Source organism: Citrobacter sp. Cb041, assembly GCF_030336655.1.
Lineage (GTDB): Bacteria > Pseudomonadota > Gammaproteobacteria > Enterobacterales > Enterobacteriaceae > Citrobacter > Citrobacter braakii.
The window spans coordinates 171,666-192,997 of sequence record NZ_JAOWDD010000040.1 but is presented as its reverse complement, the minus strand read 5'-3'; the positions used below and the strand labels follow the sequence as shown (position 1 = coordinate 192,997).

Genomic DNA, 21,332 nt, shown 5'->3' with positions numbered 1-21,332 from the left:
AAGCAAAAAACGTTGCTTACCTGCAGGGCTGGGCGATCCCCGGGATCGCAAACGATGCTTAACCTGTTAAGGATATTCCATGAACAGCATAAAACTAGAATGGAAACGTGGTGACTGGGCTGCTTACTTTGGGCTGATGACCAACAACCTGACTAACCTGCTGACAATGATGGGGCTGCTCATTTTTGTCGTCGGGATCCCTACCGAAATTGTCTATGGTCGCATTGCGCCTGCCTTTGGTCTGGCGGTGCTGGTGGCCAGCGTCTGCTACGCCTGGTTTGGCCTGCAGATGGCAAAGCACACCGGGCGTAAAGACGTGACGGCGCTGCCGTCCGGGCCGAGCGCACCGTCAATTTTTACCGTGACCTTCCTGGTGCTAATGCCGGTATATCAGCAAACCAAAGATGCCAACTTTGCTATCCAGATAGCCCTGGTGTGGTGCTTTGTCGAAGCGTTGATCCTGGTCGGCGGCTCCTTCCTGGGCGAGACCATCCGCAAGATGATCCCGCGTACGGTATTACTTTCTTGTCTGTCCGGTCTGGGACTGTTGCTGCTGGCGATGAACCCGATGCTGCAGGCATTTGAAGCGCCGACCGTCTCTTTCATCGTCTTGTTGTTAATCTTCATTAACTGGTTCGGTAAGAAGCCGATTTTTGCCCGCATCCCCACCGGTTTGCTGCTGCTGATTGCCGGTACAGCGTTGGCGTGGATCTCCGGTTTGCAAAGCCCGGAAGCCATTAAATCTTCGATGTCTTCCTTTGGCTTCAATCCGCCGGAAATCCATGTCGACAGCTTCCTGCAGGGTTTGCCGCACGCGCTGCCGTACCTGGCTTCTGCGGTTCCTCTGGGTCTGGCGAACTACATTTTTGACCTTGAGAATATTGAAAGTGCGCATGCGGCGGGGGATGAGTACAACACCCGTAAAGTCATGATGGCGAACGGTTTTGCCTCCATGCTCGGCTGCATGCTGGGCAACCCATTCCCGGTGACCGTATATGTTGGGCATGCGGGCTGGAAAGCGATGGGGGCCAGCATCGGTTATACCCTCGCTTCAGGCATCACCATGTTCCTGGTACCGCTGTTTGGGCTGGGGGCGTTTATGCTCGCGATTATTCCGATGACTGCGATAGTGCCGATTCTGGTGTTTATCGGCGTGGTGACCGCCAACCAGGTGGTGCGAGAGACGCCCAAAGTCGAGGTTCCCGTTATCTTTATCTGCTTGTTCCCGTGGATCGCTAACTGGGCGTTGACCATCGTCAACAGCGTGATGGGCGCCGCCGGAACATCCGCGGGGAAACTGGGCAGCGACCTGCTGCACAGCAAAGGTGTCTATTACGATGGGCTGGTGCATCTGGGAAGCGGTGCGCCGCTGGCCAGTATGCTGTGGGGCTGCGTCGCTATCTTCGCCATTATGAATAAGCCGCTGCGTGGGGCGATTGCCGCAGCTTTTGGCGCGCTGTTATCGCTGTTTGGTGTGATTCACTCTCCGGCGGTTGGCTTTGCAGAAGGCAGTTCGATGATGTTTGTTGTGGCCTACCTGATGATGAGCGGCATGTTTGTCCTCAAGCATGTTCTTGATAGCCGTGAAGCGGTGACTGCGCCTGAGCAGGAACCGACGAAAACGACCTGAATCGCCTGTAAGCGGAAGATAACACTATGAAAGAACTTGTGGTCGTTGCCATTGGCGGCAACAGCATTATCAAAGATAACGCCAGCCAGTCGATTGAGCACCAGGCTGAAGCGGTGAAAGCGGTGGCGGACACGGTGCTGGAGATGTTGGCATCGGACTACAACATTGTGCTGACGCACGGAAACGGGCCGCAGGTGGGGCTGGATCTACGGCGTGCGGAAATCGCGCATGAGCGTGAAGGGTTGCCGCTCACCCCGCTGGCAAACTGCGTCGCCGATACGCAGGGCGGGATCGGCTATCTGATCCAACAGGCGCTGAACAACCGTCTGGCGCGGCGCGGTGAGCAGAAGGCGGTTACGGTGGTCACGCAGGTGGAGGTCGACAAAAACGATCCGGGCTTCGCTAACCCGACCAAGCCTATCGGCGCGTTCTTTAGCGAAGCGCAGCGCGATGAACTGCAGCGGGTCAATCCGGGCTGGCGCTTTGTTGAAGATTCGGGACGCGGCTACCGCCGGGTCGTCGCCTCTCCGGAACCGAAACGTATTGTCGAGGCGGAGGCGATCAAAACGCTGACCCAGCAAGGCTTTGTGGTGATTGGCGCGGGTGGCGGTGGGATCCCGGTGGTGCGTAGCGATCAGGGGGATTATCAGAGCGTGGATGCGGTGATTGATAAAGATCTCTCCACGGCTCTGTTGGCGCAGGAGATCCGCGCTGACATTCTGGTGATCACCACCGGCGTCGAGCAGGTCTGTATTCATTTTGGCAAACCCAACCAGCAGGCGCTGGATACGGTGGATGTCGCAACGATGACCCGTTACATGCAGGAGGGACATTTCCCGCCGGGGAGCATGTTACCCAAAATCGTTGCCAGTCTGGCGTTCCTGGCGCGTGGCGGTAAGCGAGTGATCATCACCACGCCGGAATGCCTGCCGGCCGCACTGCGCGGCGAAACGGGCACCCATATTGTCCATTCCTGAGAGGAAATGTGAATGAAGGAAAGTAACAGCCGCCGTGAATTTTTAAGTCAGAGCGGAAAAATGGTGACCGCTGCCGCGCTGTTTGGCGCAGTGGCTCCGGTCGCGTATGCTGCTAATCCTGTCGGGAACACCTGCGGGGCGAAGAGCACAATGACGATTAACGATAAGCACTATTACCTGGATAACGTCCTGCTGGAAGCGGGGTTTGATTACGAAAACTCGGTGGTGGTGCATACCCGTACCGCGCTGCAAACCGTTGAAATTCAGGACGGGAAAATTGTTGCCCTGCGTGAGAATAAGCAGCATCCGGATGCGACGCTGCCGCACTACGATGCGGGTGGAAAGCTGATGCTGCCCGCCATGCGCGACATGCACATCCATCTGGATAAAACCTTTTACGGCGGTCCCTGGCGTTCGCTGAATCGCCCGGCTGGCACCACCATTCAGGATATGATCCGCCTGGAGCAAAAGCTGCTGCCTGAACTCCAGCCTTACACGCAGGAGCGCGCGGAAAAGCTCATCGATCTGCTGCAATCAAAGGGCACCTCGATCGCCCGCAGCCATTGCAATATCGAACCGGTTTCCGGGCTGAAAAACCTGGAAAATCTGCAGGCGGTGCTGGCGCGTCGCCAGCCGGGTTTTGCCTGTGAAATCGTGGCGTTTCCGCAGCATGGCCTGCTGTTATCGAAGTCTGAACCGTTGATGCGTGAAGCAATGCAGGCGGGGGCGCATTACGTCGGCGGTCTGGACCCAACCAGCGTGGACGGGGCGATGGAAAAATCCCTCGACACCATGTTCCAGATTGCGCTGGATTACGATAAAGGCGTGGATATCCATCTGCATGAAACCAGCCCGGCGGGCGTTGCGGCAGTGAATTACATGGTGGAAACGGTGGAGAAAACGCCGCAGTTGAAGGAAAAACTGACCATCAGTCACGCATTTGCGCTGGCAACCCTGAACGAACAACAGGTGGATGCGCTGGCGAGCCGCATGGCGGCGCAGCAGATTACCATTGCCTCGACGGTGCCGATCGGTACCTTGCATATGCCGCTCAAGCAGCTGCGTGACAAAGGCGTGGAAGTGATTACCGGGACCGACAGTGTGATTGACCACTGGTCGCCGTACGGGCTTGGAGACATGCTGGAGAAGGCGAATCTGTACGCGCAGCTGTATATTCGTCCCAATGAACTCAACCTGTCGCGGGCGCTGTTCCTCGCCACCGGCGATGTGCTGCCGCTTAACGATAAAGGTGAGCGCGTCTGGCCGAAGGCGCAGGATGAAGCCAGCTTTGTACTGGTGGATGCCTCCTGCTCAGCGGAAGCGGTCGCGCGAATCTCCCCACGCACCGCGACCTTCCATAAAGGCCAACTGGTGTGGGGGAACGTCGCAAGCTAGCCAGGTTTGATGCGCAGCGGCAATCGCTGCTGCGCTCTCTGCTCGTTAACCGACGATCCCCATATAGCCGTGAATCCCCATATATAAGCCGACCATCGCGATGAGCGCGCTGGAAAAATAGGGCGCTTTGCGTGCCAGTGTGTTAAATCCGCTCCAGCGTTTGGCCGCCTGCTGCACGCTGATTGCCGCTCCCACGCCCACCGTTACCAGCGTTAGCGCCAGCCCGAGGCTGAAGCACAGCACCATAGTGGCACCCAGCGTGAAGGCTTTGAGCTGGATGCAAATCAGCAGTACCGTAATGGCAGCAGGGCAGGGGATCAACCCGCCGGTCAGACCAAACAATAATATTTGGCCGTTGGTGACCTCTTTGCCTGCAAAGCGGCGCTGAATATCGGTAGCATGTGCCCGCTCGTGGGCGTCCTGATACTCTTTCGAACCCTCGCTCAGCCCTGCTAACGCAGCATGGTTATGATCGTGGTCGTGGTCATGTTCGTGATGATGGTGGTGAGCTTCACCGTGGTTATGATGGTGGTGATGGTCATCATGATCGTGGTCATGATGCGTCTGGGTCAGCCAGTTCTGTTCTCCCTGCCAGGTTCGCCAGAACATCCAGAATGCGGTCCCGAGAATAATAATCGCCGAGACAAACTGCAGCCACGGCTCAACGGCCTGGGCAGTTAACGCTTTGCTGATATACATCCCACCGAGCGCAATCAGCCATACCACTGCGGTATGCGACAGCGTTGCCGCCAGCCCCAGCATCACCGCCTGTTTGATGGTCCCCTTAATGGCAATAATAAAGGCCGCCATCATCGTCTTGGAATGCCCCGGTTCCAGACCGTGTAACACTCCTAATAGAATCGCGCTGGGAATGAAAAACCAGGCGTTGCCTTGCTGAAGAAGCGTAGAAAACTCACCCATGAGAATGATTCTTAGTTGTTTAATTTTGCCAGATTCTACTCCCCCCCAGTATTAAATACTACCCCCCAGTAGAATGACGATGGTATTGTCGCTACAGCCAGACGTTGAAAAGGTATTGCTATGTCACACACGATCCGCGACAAACAAAAGCTGAAAGCCCGAGCCAGTAAGATTCAGGGGCAGGTAGCGGCGTTGAAAACCATGCTGGATGAACCGCATGAATGCGCGGCGGTATTGCAGCAAATAGCGGCGATCCGCGGTGCGGTAAACGGGTTAATGCGCGAGGTGATTAAAGGTCATCTGACCGAGCACATTGTGCATCAGGGCGATGAAATTAAGCGCGAAGAAGATTTGGATGTGGTTTTGAAGGTACTCGATTCGTACATCAAATAAGTCAGTTTAACGGCTCATCCACATACTGATGAATGAGCCGTTAAAAACACGTTCTAGCCAAAAAACATCACAGATACGCACAGCAGACCGACAATCAGGGTGATCAGATTTCCCACTGAACGGTACGGCTTTAGCGCCGGGATCAGATAGGTAGATAATGTCGGCATGATAAACAGAATCATGGCAATCAGCGGCCCGCTAATCGCGTAAATCATTGAAATTGCATTAGGGTTAATGCAGCAAATGATAAACGTAATGGTCGAAACCAGCATAATGGACAGGGCGCGGTTAAAGGCCCGGCTTTTCTTCACTCCCACCTGATGCAACGATGTTTTTACCACCTCGGTTGCCCCTTCAATCACGCCAAAGTAGGTGCCGAGGAACGATTTTGACATCGCCACGACGGCGACAATGATCCCAGAAATTGACAGCCATGCTGGTGCGTTTGGCATCATCGATAGCGCTGACAGAATGGTCACCCCTTCATTCTTCGCGTCCTCGATATAGTTTGTCGGAATCGAAAGCAAACAGCTGAAGACGAAAAACAGCACGCTCAGGCAGATGATGACGTAGGCTACCTTCATGATTTTTTTGCATTTACCCATGGCCTGCTCGCCATATTTCTCACGTCGGTCGATGGCGAACGTCGAGATAATTGGCGTATGGCTAAAAGCAAAAACCATCACGGGAATAGATATCCAAACCTGATGAAGCGTGTGCTGATCGAAAGACATCTGGCCGGTGAGTAGCGTTGGCTGCCAGCTTCCGGTCAGGTAGAGCGAAAGGAACAAAAAGTACGCGATGAGCGGGAACACCAGAAAGCCCATTACCCGAATGGTTGCTTGACGGCCCATCAGAAAAATCAGGTTCAGCACCAGCACCACGCCAAGACTGACCAGCATGCGAACACGCAGATCGATGGCGATATGTTTTGCCAGTTGTTCGGTGAGTGAATTGGTTATCGCCACGGCGTAGATCAGCACCACCACAAAGAAGGCAATAAAATAGAGGGTCGTGATCAGGCTGCCTATCTTTTTGCCGTAGTAGTGCGTAACTGCACCAGTGATCCCTTCACCTGCCGAGGTTTTTGAGGACAGGATAAACTGGCACAGCGCCTTGTGCGGCCAGTAGGTTAAAGGCCAGGCGACGAGTGCGGTGATAAACAGTACCACCGCGCCTGCAGAACCCAGCTGTATGGGGAGGAAGAGGGTTCCTGCGCCGACGGCAGTCCCATATAGTGCGAAGCTCCAGAGAGTCTCTTCTTTTGACCAAAATTTCGACATTATTTGAACGTATCAACTATAAAATAAACAAAAAGAAGCGCAATTTACCACAAATGGCAGGGGCTGGGGGAGGTGTCAACAAGCGGGCGAGTGAATGGATCAAAAGCCGGAACCGAGAAGATTCCGGCTATTGTTTGAATTATCAGGCAGTAACGCGCTGCTGGCGACGCTTCATAACGCGCTCGCGTAAAGTGTCATAAGCCCAGTTATAGAACATGGTGTATGGCAGGAAGAACAGGAAGAAACCTATTTCCAACGTGAATGCCTGGAGCAGGCTGACGTTCAGCACATACGCCACGATGCTCACCCCGATGACAATAAAACCGCTCTCGAAGCCTAAGGCGTGGAATGCCCGCACTTTAGCCGTACGTTTTACCAGGTGCGACGGCCACAGTCGGTCAAACAGGGCGTTATAAATGATATTCCAGATCATCGCCGTCGTGGCGAGAAGAATGGTCAGTCCGCCCATTTCCAGCACCGAGCGCTGCATCAACCATGCGGTGGTTGGTGCGAGGATCGCGGTGGCAATGCCCTCAAAGCAGACGGCATGAAAAATTCGCTCCAGTAACGAGCGGCGTTGGACTGTATCGTGTTGCATAATCTAAAACCTTCTTTGATGCCCGGATAACGGAATGGTGGCAATTTTATCGTTTTATGTGATATCTAAAAGATAGTATCCATCGATAAAGTAGATAGTTCATGCGTTACTCTCCTGAAGCGTTAACGGCATTTGTGGAGACCGTTTCCTGCGGCTCATTTTCTGCTGCGGCCCGGCGGCTGCGTAAAAGTCAGTCCACCATCAGCACGGCCATTGCGCATCTGGAAGCCGATCTTGGTTTTGCGCTGTTTGACCGCTCATCACGTCAGCCGACGCTAACCGAAGAAGGTAAGCGGGTGCTGGGCTATGTGCAGGCAATTTTGACGGCCAGCGAACGTCTTGATGAGGCAGCGATTTCGCTGTCGGGTGAAACGGAAGCGCGTCTGACCTTCGTTTTGTCTGACACGCTGCACCCGGATGTGCTGGAAGAATTGATGGTGCAGTTTGACCACAAGTTTCCCCATACCGAGTTTGAATGTCTGATTGGCGAAGATGAAGACGTGATCGATCTGCTGCAAAAAGGACGTGCTCAGGTTGGGTTGATCGAAGCGCGGGAGGATTACCCGACCGACATGGGCGTCACGCGTCTGCCGATGCAAACCTGGATGGGATTATACGTTGCGGCATCACATCCACTGGCGACTCAAGAAAAACTGCAGTGGGAACAGCTACATACCTGGCGAGAGCTGCGGCTGAATACCTATCTGGAGAGCGGCACCAACGTGGCGCGCGGCCCCGTCTGGTCGGCGCCTAACTATTTGTTGCTGCTGAGTATGGCGGTGCAGGGATTCGGCTGGTGCGCGCTCCCTTGTGCGCTGGTGGAGGAGTTTGCGGCAGAAAAACCGCTGGTCCAATTGATGCTGCCCGGCTGGCCAAAGGCTATCTCTATCGATCTGCTGTGGAATAAGAAATCACCGCCTGGCGTGGCGGGAAGTTGGCTGCGCGACCATTTACAGCAGAGTGGCGTTCAGATGACCAATAAATGATACGAATTTCCTTTGTGATAAAAATCACCGTTTTTAAACAACCTTGATAACTCTTTTTAACAATCATCTACTATTGCGGTGTTATTTTGCGCTGAGGTGGTGATGAAAGAGGTTGTGATAGTCGGGGCGTTACGGACACCAATCGGCTGCTTCCAGGGGACGCTGGCGCGCCACTCTGCCGTTGAATTAGGTAGCATGGTAGTCAGGGCGTTACTGGAGCGCACGGGCGTGGACGTTCACGCTGTGGATGAAGTGATCCTCGGACAGGTGCTTACCGCAGGTGCCGGGCAAAATCCGGCGCGTCAGTCCGCCATCAATGGTGGGCTACCCAATACCGTCTCCGCCATCACCATTAACGATGTCTGCGGCTCGGGTCTGAAAGCGCTGCATCTGGCGACCCAGGCTATCCAGTGCGGCGAAGCCGACATTGTCATTGCGGGCGGACAAGAGAATATGAGCCGTGCGCCGCATGTCCTTACTGATAGCCGTACCGGCGCACAGTTGGGCAACAGTCAACTGGTCGACAGCCTGGTGCATGATGGCCTGTGGGACGCTTTCAACGATTACCATATGGGCGTGACTGCGGAAAATCTGGCGCGGGAATATGGCATCAGCCGTGAACTGCAGGATGCCTACGCACTGCATTCGCAGCACAAGGCGCGGATGGCAATTGACGCCGGGCGCTTTAAAGATGAAATCGTGCCGGTGGTAACGCAGCGTAATGGGCAATCGTTCGTGGTGGATACCGACGAACAGCCGCGCACCGATGCCAGCGCAGAAGGGCTGGCGCGTCTGGATCCGACCTTCGACAGGCTCGGTTCAGTAACCGCGGGTAACGCGTCATCCATCAATGATGGCGCCGCTGCGGTGATGATGATGAGCGAGGCTAAGGCCCAGGAGCTGAATTTGCCGGTGCTGGCCCGCATTCGTGCCTTTGCCAGCGTCGGGGTCGATCCCGCGCTCATGGGAATTGCGCCGGTGTACGCGACGCGCCGTTGCCTTGAGCGTGTGGGCTGGCAACTGGCTGATGTTGATCTTATCGAGGCCAACGAAGCCTTTGCCGCACAGGCATTGTCCGTTGGGAAAATGCTGGAGTGGGATGAACGGCGGGTGAATGTGAACGGCGGAGCCATTGCGCTTGGTCATCCGATTGGCGCATCTGGCTGCCGTATTCTGGTTTCACTGGTGCATGAAATGGTGAAGCGTCGGGCGCACAAGGGCCTGGCAACGTTATGTATCGGCGGTGGTCAGGGCGTGGCGCTCGCTATCGAGCGAGATTAACCCCCCGAAGTTTTCTCTGCTTAAACGCCTTTCCCGCTGTATATCCCCTGCATCTATAAAAAAGCCCTCCAACAGGAGGGCAAGGCCAGTTACAGAAACATACACTCTAAACTCTGCTAACGTATCAAAACGGCGTTTCATTTCATGTGATTAACAGCGCACTTTGTTAGAAAAGGTGTGTGAACGGCATGTGAGACTGGCTGTATTTTCAATGTGTTATTCCTACCCCTCATGAACTACTCGTGTTTGTTTTTATCTATCTAATTGTTTTAAATGATTTTATTGAAACCATTCCCGCGATTTATATGCGCTAGCGTGATCGCAATTACACTTTTGATAATAAGATGCAGAAAAAGTGAAACGTTGTTTTATTTGTAATTGAAAACCCATTCCGGGAGGGATATCATGAGCGCATAAGATAAAACGGAACAGCGTTTTGCTATTCGTTTAAGCATTCACGGTCAATTTATCACTGGAGGTAAATGTGGACGTAAGACAAAGCATCCATAGTGCGCATGCGAAAACCCTGGATACTCAGGAGCTGCGTAATGAGTTTTTGGTCGAAGAAGTGTTTGTCCCAGATGAATACACCATGGTCTACAGCCACATTGACCGCATCATTGTTGGCGGCATTATGCCAGTGGCCAAAACCGTCTCTGTGGGTGGCGAAGTCGGCAAACAGCTGGGCGTAACCTACTTCCTCGAGCGTCGTGAGCTGGGTGTGATTAACATCGGTGGCCCGGGCACGATTACCGTTGACGGCCAGTGCTATGAAATTGGTCATCGTGACGCGCTGTACGTCGGGAAAGGGGCCAAAGAAGTGGTATTCGCCAGCATCGATACGGCGAAACCAGCGAAGTTTTACTACAACTGCGCGCCGGCCCACACGACTTATCCAACCAAAAAAGTTACGCCAGCAGATGTTGCACCAGTGACGCTGGGCGATGACCTCACCAGTAACCGTCGTACCATCAACAAATATTTTGTGCCGGATGTGCTGGAAACCTGCCAGTTGAGCATGGGTCTGACCGAACTGGCGCCGGGTAACCTGTGGAACACCATGCCGTGTCATACCCATGAACGTCGTATGGAAGTCTATTTCTATTTCAATATGGAAGAAGATACCTGCGTCTTCCACATGATGGGGCAGCCTCAGGAAACGCGTCATATTGTGATGCACAACGAGCAGGCGGTGATTTCGCCGAGCTGGTCAATTCACTCCGGCGTTGGCACAAAAGCTTATACGTTCATTTGGGGCATGGTCGGCGAAAACCAGGTCTTTGATGATATGGACCATGTAGCGGTCAAAGAGCTGCGCTAGTTGCGGGCGATAGCCGTGCCTGCTGCGGCGGGCATTATAAAAAATTAAGGATTTACAATGATTTTGAATGCATTCTCTCTTGAAGGTAAGGTCGCCGTTGTGACCGGTTGTGACACTGGCCTGGGTCAGGGTATGGCGTTGGGTTTGGCTGAAGCGGGCTGCGATATCGTGGGGATCAACATCGTTGAACCGACGGAAACTATCGAACGCGTGACCGCGCTGGGGCGCCGTTTTTTAAGTCTGACCGCCGACCTGCGTCAAATTGACGGCATTCCGGCGTTGCTGGAGCGCGCAGTGGCAGAATTCGGTCATATCGATATTCTGGTCAACAACGCAGGTCTTATCCGTCGTGACGATGCGATCGACTTCAGCGAAAAAGACTGGGACGACGTGATGAACCTGAACATTAAGAGCGTGTTCTTTATGTCTCAGGCCGCGGCGAAGCACTTTATCGCTCAGGGTAACGGCGGCAAAATTATCAACATCGCCTCTATGCTTTCTTTCCAGGGCGGGATCCGCGTGCCGTCTTACACCGCGTCTAAAAGCGGCGTAATGGGCATCACCCGCCTGATGGCGAACGAGTGGGCTAAACATAACATCAACGTCAACGCAATTGCGCCGGGTTACATGGCGACGAACAATACTCAACAGCTGCGCGCTGATGAGCAGCGTAGCGCAGAAATTCTCGATCGTATCCCGGCGGGTCGTTGGGGTCTGCCGAGTGACCTGATGGGGCCGATTGTGTTCCTGGCATCCAGCGCATCTGACTATATCAACGGCTATACCGTTGCGGTAGACGGCGGCTGGCTGGCGCGTTAATCTGCTTTCCAGAACTGACAAACCCTGCCCTTTGGCAGGGTTTGTCGGTTAAACATAAGGTGAATGTAGCAATACACCGGAGGCGACATATTCATTCCCTCTGGAACAACATTATGCCGCCAGGCAGATTACGAACAGATAAAATTACGCAGGCAGAAAATCTTCGCGCATGGGCGTAAAGGTATCCAGTAGCGTTCCCGGTTTTAAACAGACGCAGCCATGCATAATGTTGGGCTGTTTATATAGGGTATCGCCTGCCCTAACGACATGCATTTCTTCGCCGATGGTAAATTCAAACTCCCCAGACAAAACGTAAGTCAGCTGCTCATGCGGATGATTGTGCATCGGACCAATCGCGCCTTGCTCGAAGTTCACCTCAACCGCCATCATTTTACCGTCGTGAGCAAGAATGCGTCGGGTAACGCCATTGCCCAGATCTTCAAGGGTGGTCTCTTTATGAAAAATAAACATTCGGCCTTCCTGTAATTAAAACAATGTTTCATTAAACCTATATCAGAAAATTAAAAAAAGAAATGCACGCCAACAGATGTGGAAAGTTGATCACATCTTTGGTTCACTGGAGAGATAACAACAAATCAGGGGAAATGATGAAAACGATCGGTCTGTTAGGCGGTATGAGCTGGGAATCCACCATTCCTTATTATCGACTCATTAATGAAGGGGTGAAACAGCGTCTGGGTGGCCTGCACTCGGCACAGATTCTGTTGCACAGCGTAGATTTTCACGAGATTGAAGCCTGTCAGTCTGGCGGTGACTGGCAGCGGGCTGGGGAGATCCTCGCGCAGGCCGCCGCAGGGCTTCAGCAAGCCGGAGCGGAAGGGATTGTGCTGTGTACCAACACCATGCACAAAGTTGCTGAGGCGATTGAAACCGCCTGTGACGTGCCGTTCCTGCATATTGCCGATGCGACGGGTCGGGCCATACAAAACCAGCAGATGAGCAACGTGGCGCTACTGGGTACGCGCTACACCATGGAGCAGGATTTTTACCGCGGGCGCCTACAGACTGAATTTGGTATTAGTACGCTTATTCCTGAGGCTGATGACCGTCAGAAAATAAACCAGATTATTTTCGACGAGCTGTGCCTCGGTGAGTTCAGCAACGCTTCCCGCGACTACTACCTGAGCGTAATTGATCAGTTGGCTAAACAGGGCGCTCAAGGGGTTATCTTTGGCTGTACCGAGATTGGTCTGCTGGTTCCAGCCGAGCTAAGTCCATTACCGGTTTTCGACACCGCGGCAATCCATGCGCAAGATGCGGTGGCGTTTATGCTTTCGTCTGTGGATACAAAATAGCCTCCAGCGGATCGATAAGCCTCGGGAGTTGGGCTTGCAGATGCGCTGTAAAAGCATCGACCAGCGCCGAGGCAGGGCGATGAAGTGGGTGGATCAGGCTGACCGTAAAGGGTACCGAAATACTGAAGCGGCGGATAACCACTCCGCTGCTGGCATAATCCAGCGCGGTCAGTGGGTTTACCACCGAGATCCCCACGCCCGCCCGCACCATTGCACAAATTGAAGCGGCGCTGTGGGTTTCAATCACCATGCGGCGCTTCACCTGATGTTCGTTAAACAGGGTGTCCAGTAGCTGACGGTAACTGTCGGTCCGCGACAGGCTGATATAGTTCTCTCCCTGAAAATCCTGCGGCGTTAATACCGCTTTCTCGGTCAGCGGATGCCCCTGCGGCAGTACACACACTTCATCCAGCGCCAGCAATTCGGTGTGTTTCGTTCCGGCTGGCGTATGCAGCGTTTCCGTTAACCCCAGATCGTGACGCTGCGCCGACAGCCACTCTTCCAACAGTGGTGACTCCTGCGGCACGATCTGAATGTTGACCTGCGGATAGCGCGCAAGAAATGGCTGCAGCAGCGGCGGTAAAAAGGACTGCGAAAATACCGGCAGGCAAACAATCGACAATTCACCTTGACGAAATTCGCGCAGGCTTTCGGCGGCGCTCACAATTCTGTCCAGGCCGTACCACGAACGTTGTACCTCTTCAAACAAACGTAAGCCTTGCACGGTTGGATGCAGTCGGCCACGCGTGCGTTCAAACAGCGTTAATCCCAGGACTTTTTCGAATCGGGCCAGTTCCCGGCTGACGGTGGGCTGCGAGGTATGTAGCATGCGCGCGGCTTCCGTCAGATTGCCTGCGGTCATGATGGCGTGAAAAATTTCAATGTGACGCAGGTTAACCGCGGGCATAAGCAATCCTCAAATGAGCTAATCCATATCATTTTTGCATAGACTCAAGATAAAACGATATTTTTTATTCTTTTTGAGCTGTGGCGTAATCATAAAAAAGCCAATACCGGAGCACGCCATGCCACGCCCACTCAACAACACAGACACTGACCTGACCGCCGACAACCTGTTGCGCCTGCCTGCCGAATTCGGCTGCCCGGTGTGGGTCTATGATGCGCAGATTATTCGCGCGCAGATTGCCAAACTGAGTCAGTTTGACGTGGTGCGTTTTGCCCAGAAGGCATGTTCGAATATTCATATTTTGCGCCTGATGCGCGAGCAGGGCGTGAAGGTCGATTCCGTCTCGCTTGGCGAAATTGAACGCGCGCTGGCGGCAGGTTTTGTACCGGGCAAAGATGAGATTGTCTTTACCGCCGATATGATTGATGAAGCGACGCTCGCCCGGGTGCATGAATTGAGCATTCCGGTAAATGCCGGGTCGGTCGATATGCTGGAACAACTGGGCCAGCTCTCGCCGGGCCATCGCGTGTGGCTCCGCGTAAACCCTGGATTTGGGCATGGACACAGTCAGAAAACCAATACCGGGGGCGAGAACAGCAAGCACGGTATCTGGTACAGCGATCTTCCGGCGGCGCTGGAGGTAATTCAGCGCTATAAGCTGAAATTGGTGGGTATTCATATGCATATCGGCTCTGGCGTGGACTACGCGCATCTGGAGCAGGTGTGCGGCGCGATGGTGCGTCAGGTGGTGGAATTTGGTCAGGATCTGGAGGCGATCTCCGCAGGCGGCGGTTTATCAATCCCGTATCGCGAAGGTGAAGAGGCGATCGACACCGATCACTATTTTGGATTGTGGAACGCCGCGCGCGATAGTATTGCGCGTCATCTGGGTCATGCCGTCAAACTGGAGATCGAACCAGGGCGTTTCCTGGTCGCGGAAGCTGGTGTGTTAGTGGCGCAGGTGCGCAGCGTAAAAGAGATGGGCAGCCGTCACTTTGTGCTGATCGATGCTGGCTTCAACGATCTGATGCGCCCGGCCATGTACGGTAGCTATCACCATATCTCCGCGCTGGCGGGGGATGGTCGTTCTCTGCAACAAACTCCTCAACGGGAAACCGTGGTGGCCGGACCGCTGTGCGAATCAGGCGACGTGTTTACCCAGCAGGAAGGCGGAAATGTGGAAACCCGTCTGTTGCCTGCGGTGGTGCCGGGTGATTATCTGGTTTTGCATGATACCGGGGCGTACGGAGCGTCAATGTCGTCAAACTACAATAGCCGCCCGCTGCTGCCGGAGGTCTTGTTTGATAACGGCGTGGCGCGACTGATTCGTCGTCGCCAGACCATTGATGAGCTGTTAGCGCTGGAATTAATCTGAGTAAAGCCGGCCGGATAAGGTGCTTTCGTCACTATCCGGCTCTTTTTCATATTACTTAAAGTACGGTCCGGGCGTTACTGAGTCACGTAATACCAGTTTGCCGGTAAACGGAGGGATCGGCTCCACGCTCTCACCGTTGGCCAGACGTATAGCCTGGTCGATTGCCGTGGTTATCATGGTATCAATCGGCAGATAAACGGTAGATAACCCCGGTTCCAGCCATTTGGCGCTGGGCGCATCATCAAAACCAAACAGCGAGACGTCCGTCGGGATCCTCAGTCCGGCCTGATGTAACGCTTTTGATGCACCTAATGCCATGTCATCGTTACAGGCGAACAGGGCGCTGAATTTCACCCCTTCCTCCAGCAGTTCTCGACAGGCTTCATAGCCTCGCGTCATCGTGGAGTCGCCGTATTTAACCTTATCAGGATCCCAGGGAATACCGTTTTTTTCCAGAGCCTTACGATACCCCATCAGGCGGGATTTACCGGTAGGCGTATGGCCTGGCACGGTGATACAAGCAATATCGCTGTGCCCCTGCGAGATCAGATAATTGACCGCCTGATACGCCGCGTCTTCCTGCTCAAAGAAAATCGCGCGATCGCGGGCCTGACTGACATCACGGTTGATGACCAGCAAGGGCATCGCAATGCTGTTCATCAGCGACATAATCGCCGTTTCACTCATATAGCGGGTATAGAGAATAATGGCGTCGCACTGCCTGTCGGCCAGCATTTGCACGGCTTCCTGCTCACGCTCCGGCGTGTCGTGACCATCGGTGACGATCAACTGCTTGCCGTGAGACTCCGTCTGGCGCGAGGCCTGTTGCAGCAGGCGGCCAAAGTAGAATCCATCAAATGTGGAAACCACCAGGCCAATGCTGTTGCTGGTGCGATTCGCTAAAGAGCGCGCTAAAAAGTTGGGCCGATAATCGAGTGCCTGCATGGCCTTGAACACTTTCTGGCGCGTGCTCTCTTTTACCTGACCCGTTCCATTTAGTACGCGCGAAACGGTCGCTTTTGAGACGCCTGCGTGTCGTGAAACGTCCAACATCGTAGTCATGACGCAATCCTGGTTAATCGTTTGACGATGAGTTCCCCGGCTCTGTCAGCGCCGAAACGGAATGGCGACGCACCAGAGTTGGGTTAAAGACGTGGGTAATTTCAGGTGCGGGTCGCTTCTCCGCCAACGCGAGCGCCAGTTCAGCGGCTTGGGTTGCCATCGTCACGATGGGATAGCGTACCGTGGTCAGACGTGGGCGCACATAGCGGGAAATCAGCACATCATCAAAGCCAATCAGCGAGATTTCTCCCGGCACATCAATGCCGTTATCATTCAATACGCCCATGGCGCCAGCCGCCATTGAGTCGTTGTAGCAGGCTACCGCAGTGAAGTTTTTGCCACGACCAAGTAACTCGGTCATGGCCTGTTCACCGCCGCTTTCATCCGGTTCGCCGAACGTCACCAGTCGATCGCTTACCGGTATATTGCTCTCCGCCAGCGCGTCGTAATAGCCTTGCAGACGATCTTCCGCATCAGAAATACTGTGATTGGAACACAGGTAGCCAATGCGCGTATGGCCCTGCTGAATAAGGTGTCGGGTAGCGAGCCACGCGCCGAAACGGTCGTCGAGGGCAACGCAGCGTTGTTCGAATCCCGGCAGAATTCGGTTAATCAATACCATGCCGGGGATTTGCTTCATTAATGAAGCCAAATCCGCATCCGGGATGATTTTGGCATGGACAACAAGGGCCGCGCAGCGGTGGCGAATGAGCTGTTCAATCGCCTGACGTTCCTTCTGTTCATTATGGTAGCCGTTGCCAATCAGCAAAAAATTCCCGGTGTTATAGGCCACCTGCTCGACAGCTTTAACCATTGCCCCAAAGAATGGATCGGACACATCACCAACGACCAGTCCGATGGTTTCAGTGGATTGTTGCGCCAGTGCACGCGCATTCGCATTGGGGTGGTAGCTGAGTGATTCCATTGCACTCGTTACGGCCAGACGCGATGCTTCGCTGGCTTTGGGGGAATCATTGATCACTCGAGAAACGGTGGCGACTGATACACCAGCTAGTCGGGCTACATCCTTTATGGTCGCCATGATAGTACCTGTTGTGGGTAAACGCTTACATTCCGTCAGTGTTACGGAAAATGGCTGGCTGTTCAAGCAGATTGCCCGTCAGGACCTCGCAAATGTGAGCGCGCGCGAGCGAAGTAAGACAGAAAATAGAAAATGCTAATTTTTGCTTACACTTTGCGATGTGCTGTTGCGATTGTTCGCTGGTGGGAGAACTGAGCGGATTGCTAAAGTTGGGATCCCAGAGGTATTGATAGGTGAAATCAACTTTCGGGTTGATCACTAGAATTACACCAGCCTGCGCAGATGCGCAGGTTTTTTTTTGCCTTCAGCCTATCTGTAACAGTAACCGATAATTTACACAACTCGTTGCATTTGGGTTCATTCCTTTGCGTTTTCGTACTGGCGTATCTGGCTGCTGACGACCACAATCAAGATCCCAGAGGTATTGATTGGTGAGATTATTCGGTACGCACTTCGTACCTGTCTCTTGCACCGACCTGCGCGGATGCGCAGGTTTTTTTTCGGACTGTATTTACCTGTTTACCTGTCGCGCCCATTCCCCAACTCGTATACTCTCCCACCATTAATGTTTCTATAATTAATGGCACAGGGAGTTGAGATGCTATTTGGCTTTTTTCGTAATCTGTTTCGCGTGCTTTTCCGCGTTCGCGTCACGGGCAATGTCAGCGCGCTACAGGGAGAACGCGTTCTAATCACTCCCAACCATGTCTCATTTATAGACGGCATCCTGCTGGCGCTATTTTTACCGATTCGTCCCGTCTTCGCCGTTTACACCTCGATCAGCCAGCAATGGTATATGCGCTGGCTAACCCCGCTGATTGACTTTGTGCCGTTAGACCCAACCAAACCGATGTCGATTAAGCATCTGGTCCGTCTGGTCGAGCAGGGCCGTCCGGTGGTGATTTTTCCCGAAGGACGCATTTCGACCACCGGTTCGTTGATGAAAATATATGACGGTGCCGGGTTTGTCGCCGCGAAGTCGGGAGCGACGGTCGTTCCTGTCCGCATTGAGGGGGCAGAGCTTTCCCACTTCAGCCGCCTGAAAGGTCTGGTTAAACAGCGATTCTTCCCGCGTATCCAACTGCACATTTTACCGCCGACCCAAATGCCAATGCCGGAAGCCCCGCGAGCGCGCGATCGCCGCAAAATCGCCGGTGAAATGCTGCATCAAATTATGATGGAAGCTCGCATGGCGGTACGCCCGCGTGAAACGCTATACGAGTCGCTGCTGGCGGCAAAATACCGTTTTGGCTCGGGCAAAAACTGCATTGAAGATGTTAACTTTACGCCGGACAGCTACCGCAAACTGCTGACTAAGACGCTCTTTGTGGCCCGTATTCTGGAAAAATACAGCGCCGAAGGTGAAAAAATCGGCCTGATGCTGCCAAATGCGGGGATCAGCGCGGCGGTCATTTTTGGAGCCATTGCGCGTCGACGCATTCCGGCCATGATGAACTACACGGCGGGCGTGAAAGGGTTAACCAGCGCCATTACTGCGTCTGAAATCAAAACGATCTTCACTTCCCGACAGTTTCTCGATAAAGGCAAACTCTGGCATCTACCGGAACAGCTCACCCAGGTACGCTGGGTTTATCTGGAAGATTTAAAAGCCGATGTGACGTTGAGCGATAAGCTGTGGATTTTCTCACATCTGCTGGCACCGCATCTGGCGCAGGTGAAACAGCAGCCGGAAGAGGCTGCGGTGATCCTCTTTACGTCTGGTTCGGAAGGCCATCCGAAAGGCGTGGTCCACAGCCACAAGAGTATTCTGGCGAACGTTGAGCAGATTAAAACGATTGCCGATTTCACCGCCGATGACCGCTTTATGTCGGCACTGCCGCTGTTCCACTCCTTTGGCCTGACGGTGGGATTATTCACGCCGCTACTGACCGGTGCGGAAGTGTTTCTTTATCCCAGCCCGCTTCATTACCGTATTGTGCCGGAGCTGGTATACGACCGGAACTGCACCGTGTTGTTTGGTACTTCAACGTTCCTCGGTAACTATGCGCGTTTCGCGCATCCGTACGATTTCCACCGCCTGCGCTATGTGGTGGCTGGCGCGGAAAAACTGCAAGACAGCACAAAGCAGCTATGGCAGGAGAAATTTGGTCTGCGCGTCCTTGAAGGCTATGGCGTGACGGAATGTGCGCCGGTTGTGTCGATCAATGTACCGATGGCGGCAAAATCAGGAACGGTAGGGCGCATTTTGCCTGGCATGGATGCCCGACTGCTGGCTGTTCCGGGTATTGAGGACGGTGGGCGTTTACAACTGAAAGGCCCGAATATTATGAGCGGCTATTTGCGCGTCGAAAAACCTGGCGTGCTGGAAGTGCCGACGGCAGAAAATGCGCAGGGTGAGATTGAGCGCGGCTGGTATGACACCGGAGACATCGTCCGCTTTGATGAAAACGGCTTTGTACAGATCCAGGGGCGCGCCAAGCGTTTTGCTAAAATTGCCGGAGAGATGGTCTCGCTGGAAATGGTTGAGCAACTGGCATTGGCGGTATCTGCAGACAAAATGCACGCCACGGCGATCAAGAGCGATGCCAGCAAAGGTGAGGCGCTGGTGCTGTTCACTACCGACAGCGAACTCACGCGTGAAAAACTACAGCAGTATGCGCGAGCGCATGGCGTGCCTGAACTTGCCGTACCGCGTGATATTCGCCAGCTGAAGCAACTCCCATTACTCGGCAGCGGTAAGCCGGATTTTGTTACGCTGAAAAGCTGGGTCGATGAGCCGGAAAAACAACATGATTGAGTCAGCGCACACTAACACTTCAATCTGGTCCAAAGGGATGATGTCCGTCATCGCCGCGCAGTTTCTGTCGGCGTTTGGCGATAACGCACTGCTGTTCGCTACGCTGGCGCTGCTGAAGGAACAATTTTATCCGGACTGGAGCCAGCCAATCCTGCAAATGGTGTTTGTGGGCGCTTACATCCTGTTTGCACCATTTGTTGGACAGGTGGCGGATAGCTTTGCCAAAGGCAGAGTGATGATGTTCGCGAACGCCCTGAAACTGCTGGGCGCGGCGAGTATTTGCTTCGGCATTAATCCGTTTCTCGGGTATACGCTGGTGGGGATTGGCGCGGCCGCGTACTCACCGGCCAAGTATGGCATTCTCGGTGAATTGACCACCGGTGACAAACTGGTGAAAGCCAACGGCCTGATGGAAGCCTCCACTATCGCCGCGATTTTGCTCGGTTCTGTCGCTGGTGGCGTTCTGGCCGACTGGCATGTGATTGCCGCGCTTTCTGCCTGTGCGCTGGCCTATGCTGGCGCCGTGGTGGCTAACCTGTACATCCCGAAACTGGCCGCGGCTCGTCCTGGCCAATCCTGGCATCTGGGGAAAATGACGCGCAGTTTCTTCTGCGCCGCTTCTTCGCTGTGGCGCAACGGTGAAACACGTTTTTCGTTGGTCGGAACCAGCCTTTTTTGGGGCGCGGGCGTCACGCTGCGTTTTCTGCTGGTGCTGTGGGTTCCGGTGGCGCTCGGCATCACCGATAACGCTACGCCGACCTACCTCAATGCCATGGTAGCGATTGGGATTGTCGTAGGCGCGGGGGCGGCAGCGAAGCTGGTGACGCTGGAAACCGTGTCGCGCTGTATGCCTGCGGGGATCCTGATTGGCGTCGTGGTGCTGATTTTCTCACTTCAGCATGCGCTGCTTCCGGCTTACGCGTTGCTGATGCTTATCGGCGTGTCAGGTGGCTTCTTTGTGGTACCGCTGAATGCGTTGCTGCAGGAGCGGGGCAAGAAAAGCGTCGGTGCGGGTAATGCGATCGCGGTGCAAAACCTGGGCGAAAACAGCGCGATGCTGCTGATGCTTGGGATTTACTCACTGGCAGTGCTGGTGGGGATCCCGGCGGTAGCGATTGGTATTGGATTCGGCGCGCTGTTTGCGCTGGCGATTTCGGCGCTGTGGATTTGGCAGCGCCGCCAGCCTGGTACGAGATGAATGAACAATGAATGTGCCGGATGGCAGCGTCGCCTTATCTGGCCTACAGAGAGCATCAATTTGTAGGTCT

At 54.1% G+C, this 21,332-nt stretch carries 19 protein-coding genes; 12 read left to right on the top strand and 7 right to left on the bottom strand.

The genetic code is table 11. The annotated features are described in order from the left end of the window. The first annotated feature begins 79 nt into the window (after positions 1-79). Genes OGV52_RS16355 through OGV52_RS16345 form a run of 3 tightly spaced genes read left to right on the top strand, consistent with a single transcriptional unit; the run spans position 80 to position 4,002 of the window. Positions 80-1,630, top strand: a complete 1,551-nt coding sequence (locus OGV52_RS16355) for a permease family protein (RefSeq protein ID WP_016154296.1) — start codon at positions 80-82, stop codon at positions 1,628-1,630. Between the two features lie 26 nt (positions 1,631-1,656). Beyond that, positions 1,657-2,607 (top strand): carbamate kinase family protein, encoded by a 951-nt coding sequence (locus OGV52_RS16350; RefSeq protein ID WP_047499340.1) that lies wholly within the window; start codon positions 1,657-1,659, stop codon positions 2,605-2,607. 12 nt (positions 2,608-2,619) lie between these two features. Next, on the top strand, positions 2,620-4,002 hold the full coding sequence (locus tag OGV52_RS16345; RefSeq protein ID WP_287108797.1) for an amidohydrolase family protein: 1,383 nt from the start codon (positions 2,620-2,622) through the stop codon (positions 4,000-4,002). Positions 4,003-4,047: 45 nt separating this feature from the next. Here the strand turns inward: OGV52_RS16345 and OGV52_RS16340 are convergent, their stop codons facing one another. After that, positions 4,048-4,923 carry a nickel/cobalt efflux protein RcnA gene (locus OGV52_RS16340; RefSeq protein ID WP_287108795.1) on the bottom strand — a complete coding sequence of 292 codons (876 nt, stop codon included), beginning with the start codon at positions 4,921-4,923 and terminating at the stop codon, positions 4,048-4,050. Positions 4,924-5,043: 120 nt separating this feature from the next. Between OGV52_RS16340 and rcnR the strand changes: the two genes are divergently transcribed. Next, positions 5,044-5,316, top strand: a complete 273-nt coding sequence (gene rcnR / locus OGV52_RS16335) for a Ni(II)/Co(II)-binding transcriptional repressor RcnR (RefSeq protein WP_016154292.1) — start codon at positions 5,044-5,046, stop codon at positions 5,314-5,316. A gap of 53 nt (positions 5,317-5,369) precedes the next feature. Here the strand turns inward: rcnR and OGV52_RS16330 are convergent, their stop codons facing one another. Together OGV52_RS16330 and OGV52_RS16325 are read right to left on the bottom strand one after the other, a co-directional pair. Further along, entirely contained in the window at positions 5,370-6,599 is a 1,230-nt protein-coding gene (locus OGV52_RS16330; protein ID WP_029139645.1) for an amino acid permease, read from the bottom strand. Between the two features lie 142 nt (positions 6,600-6,741). Next, entirely contained in the window at positions 6,742-7,197 is a 456-nt protein-coding gene (locus OGV52_RS16325; protein ID WP_016154290.1) for a multidrug/biocide efflux PACE transporter, read from the bottom strand. 101 nt (positions 7,198-7,298) lie between these two features. Here OGV52_RS16325 and OGV52_RS16320 point away from each other — a divergent pair, with 101 nt between their 5' ends. The 4 genes from OGV52_RS16320 to kduD all read left to right on the top strand — a co-directional run bounded on the left by OGV52_RS16320 (position 7,299) and on the right by kduD (position 11,604). Further along, the gene (locus OGV52_RS16320; RefSeq protein WP_016154289.1) at positions 7,299-8,183 is read left to right on the top strand and encodes a LysR family transcriptional regulator; all 885 of its coding nucleotides are present in this window, start codon (positions 7,299-7,301) and stop codon (positions 8,181-8,183) included. Positions 8,184-8,285: 102 nt separating this feature from the next. After that, positions 8,286-9,464 (top strand): acetyl-CoA C-acetyltransferase, encoded by a 1,179-nt coding sequence (locus tag OGV52_RS16315; RefSeq protein ID WP_006686936.1) that lies wholly within the window; start codon positions 8,286-8,288, stop codon positions 9,462-9,464. A gap of 484 nt (positions 9,465-9,948) precedes the next feature. Next, entirely contained in the window at positions 9,949-10,785 is an 837-nt protein-coding gene (gene kduI, locus OGV52_RS16310; protein WP_287108793.1) for a 5-dehydro-4-deoxy-D-glucuronate isomerase, read from the top strand. Between the two features lie 57 nt (positions 10,786-10,842). Beyond that, positions 10,843-11,604, top strand: a complete 762-nt coding sequence (gene kduD / locus OGV52_RS16305) for a 2-dehydro-3-deoxy-D-gluconate 5-dehydrogenase KduD (RefSeq protein ID WP_046276126.1) — start codon at positions 10,843-10,845, stop codon at positions 11,602-11,604. Between the two features lie 144 nt (positions 11,605-11,748). Here kduD and OGV52_RS16300 read toward each other — a convergent pair whose 3' ends face one another. After that, positions 11,749-12,075 (bottom strand): cupin domain-containing protein, encoded by a 327-nt coding sequence (locus tag OGV52_RS16300; RefSeq protein WP_065554331.1) that lies wholly within the window; start codon positions 12,073-12,075, stop codon positions 11,749-11,751. A gap of 137 nt (positions 12,076-12,212) precedes the next feature. Here OGV52_RS16300 and OGV52_RS16295 point away from each other — a divergent pair, with 137 nt between their 5' ends. Then, positions 12,213-12,920, top strand: coding sequence for an aspartate/glutamate racemase (locus OGV52_RS16295; RefSeq protein ID WP_287108882.1), 708 nt, complete (start codon positions 12,213-12,215; stop codon positions 12,918-12,920). Here OGV52_RS16295 and OGV52_RS16290 read toward each other — a convergent pair. Then, positions 12,892-13,827 (bottom strand): LysR family transcriptional regulator, encoded by a 936-nt coding sequence (locus tag OGV52_RS16290; RefSeq protein ID WP_287108792.1) that lies wholly within the window; start codon positions 13,825-13,827, stop codon positions 12,892-12,894. The genes OGV52_RS16295 and OGV52_RS16290 overlap by 29 nt on opposite strands. A gap of 118 nt (positions 13,828-13,945) precedes the next feature. Here OGV52_RS16290 and lysA point away from each other — a divergent pair, with 118 nt between their 5' ends. Beyond that, positions 13,946-15,202, top strand: coding sequence for a diaminopimelate decarboxylase (gene lysA / locus OGV52_RS16285; protein ID WP_016154282.1), 1,257 nt, complete (start codon positions 13,946-13,948; stop codon positions 15,200-15,202). 51 nt (positions 15,203-15,253) lie between these two features. Here the strand turns inward: lysA and OGV52_RS16280 are convergent, their stop codons facing one another. Both OGV52_RS16280 and galR read right to left on the bottom strand, forming a co-directional pair. Continuing rightward, complete coding sequence (locus OGV52_RS16280; RefSeq protein ID WP_287108791.1) at positions 15,254-16,264, bottom strand: LacI family DNA-binding transcriptional regulator; 1,011 nt, start codon at positions 16,262-16,264, stop codon at positions 15,254-15,256. Between the two features lie 13 nt (positions 16,265-16,277). Next, positions 16,278-17,306, bottom strand: coding sequence for an HTH-type transcriptional regulator GalR (gene galR / locus OGV52_RS16275; RefSeq protein ID WP_016157382.1), 1,029 nt, complete (start codon positions 17,304-17,306; stop codon positions 16,278-16,280). Between the two features lie 598 nt (positions 17,307-17,904). Between galR and aas the strand changes: the two genes are divergently transcribed. Then, complete coding sequence (gene aas, locus OGV52_RS16270; RefSeq protein WP_141875604.1) at positions 17,905-20,064, top strand: bifunctional acyl-ACP--phospholipid O-acyltransferase/long-chain-fatty-acid--ACP ligase; 2,160 nt, start codon at positions 17,905-17,907, stop codon at positions 20,062-20,064. Continuing rightward, on the top strand, positions 20,057-21,262 hold the full coding sequence (lplT, locus tag OGV52_RS16265) for a lysophospholipid transporter LplT (protein WP_047499358.1): 1,206 nt from the start codon (positions 20,057-20,059) through the stop codon (positions 21,260-21,262). The genes aas and lplT overlap by 8 nt, the downstream gene beginning before the upstream one ends. Positions 21,263-21,332 lie beyond the last annotated feature (70 nt).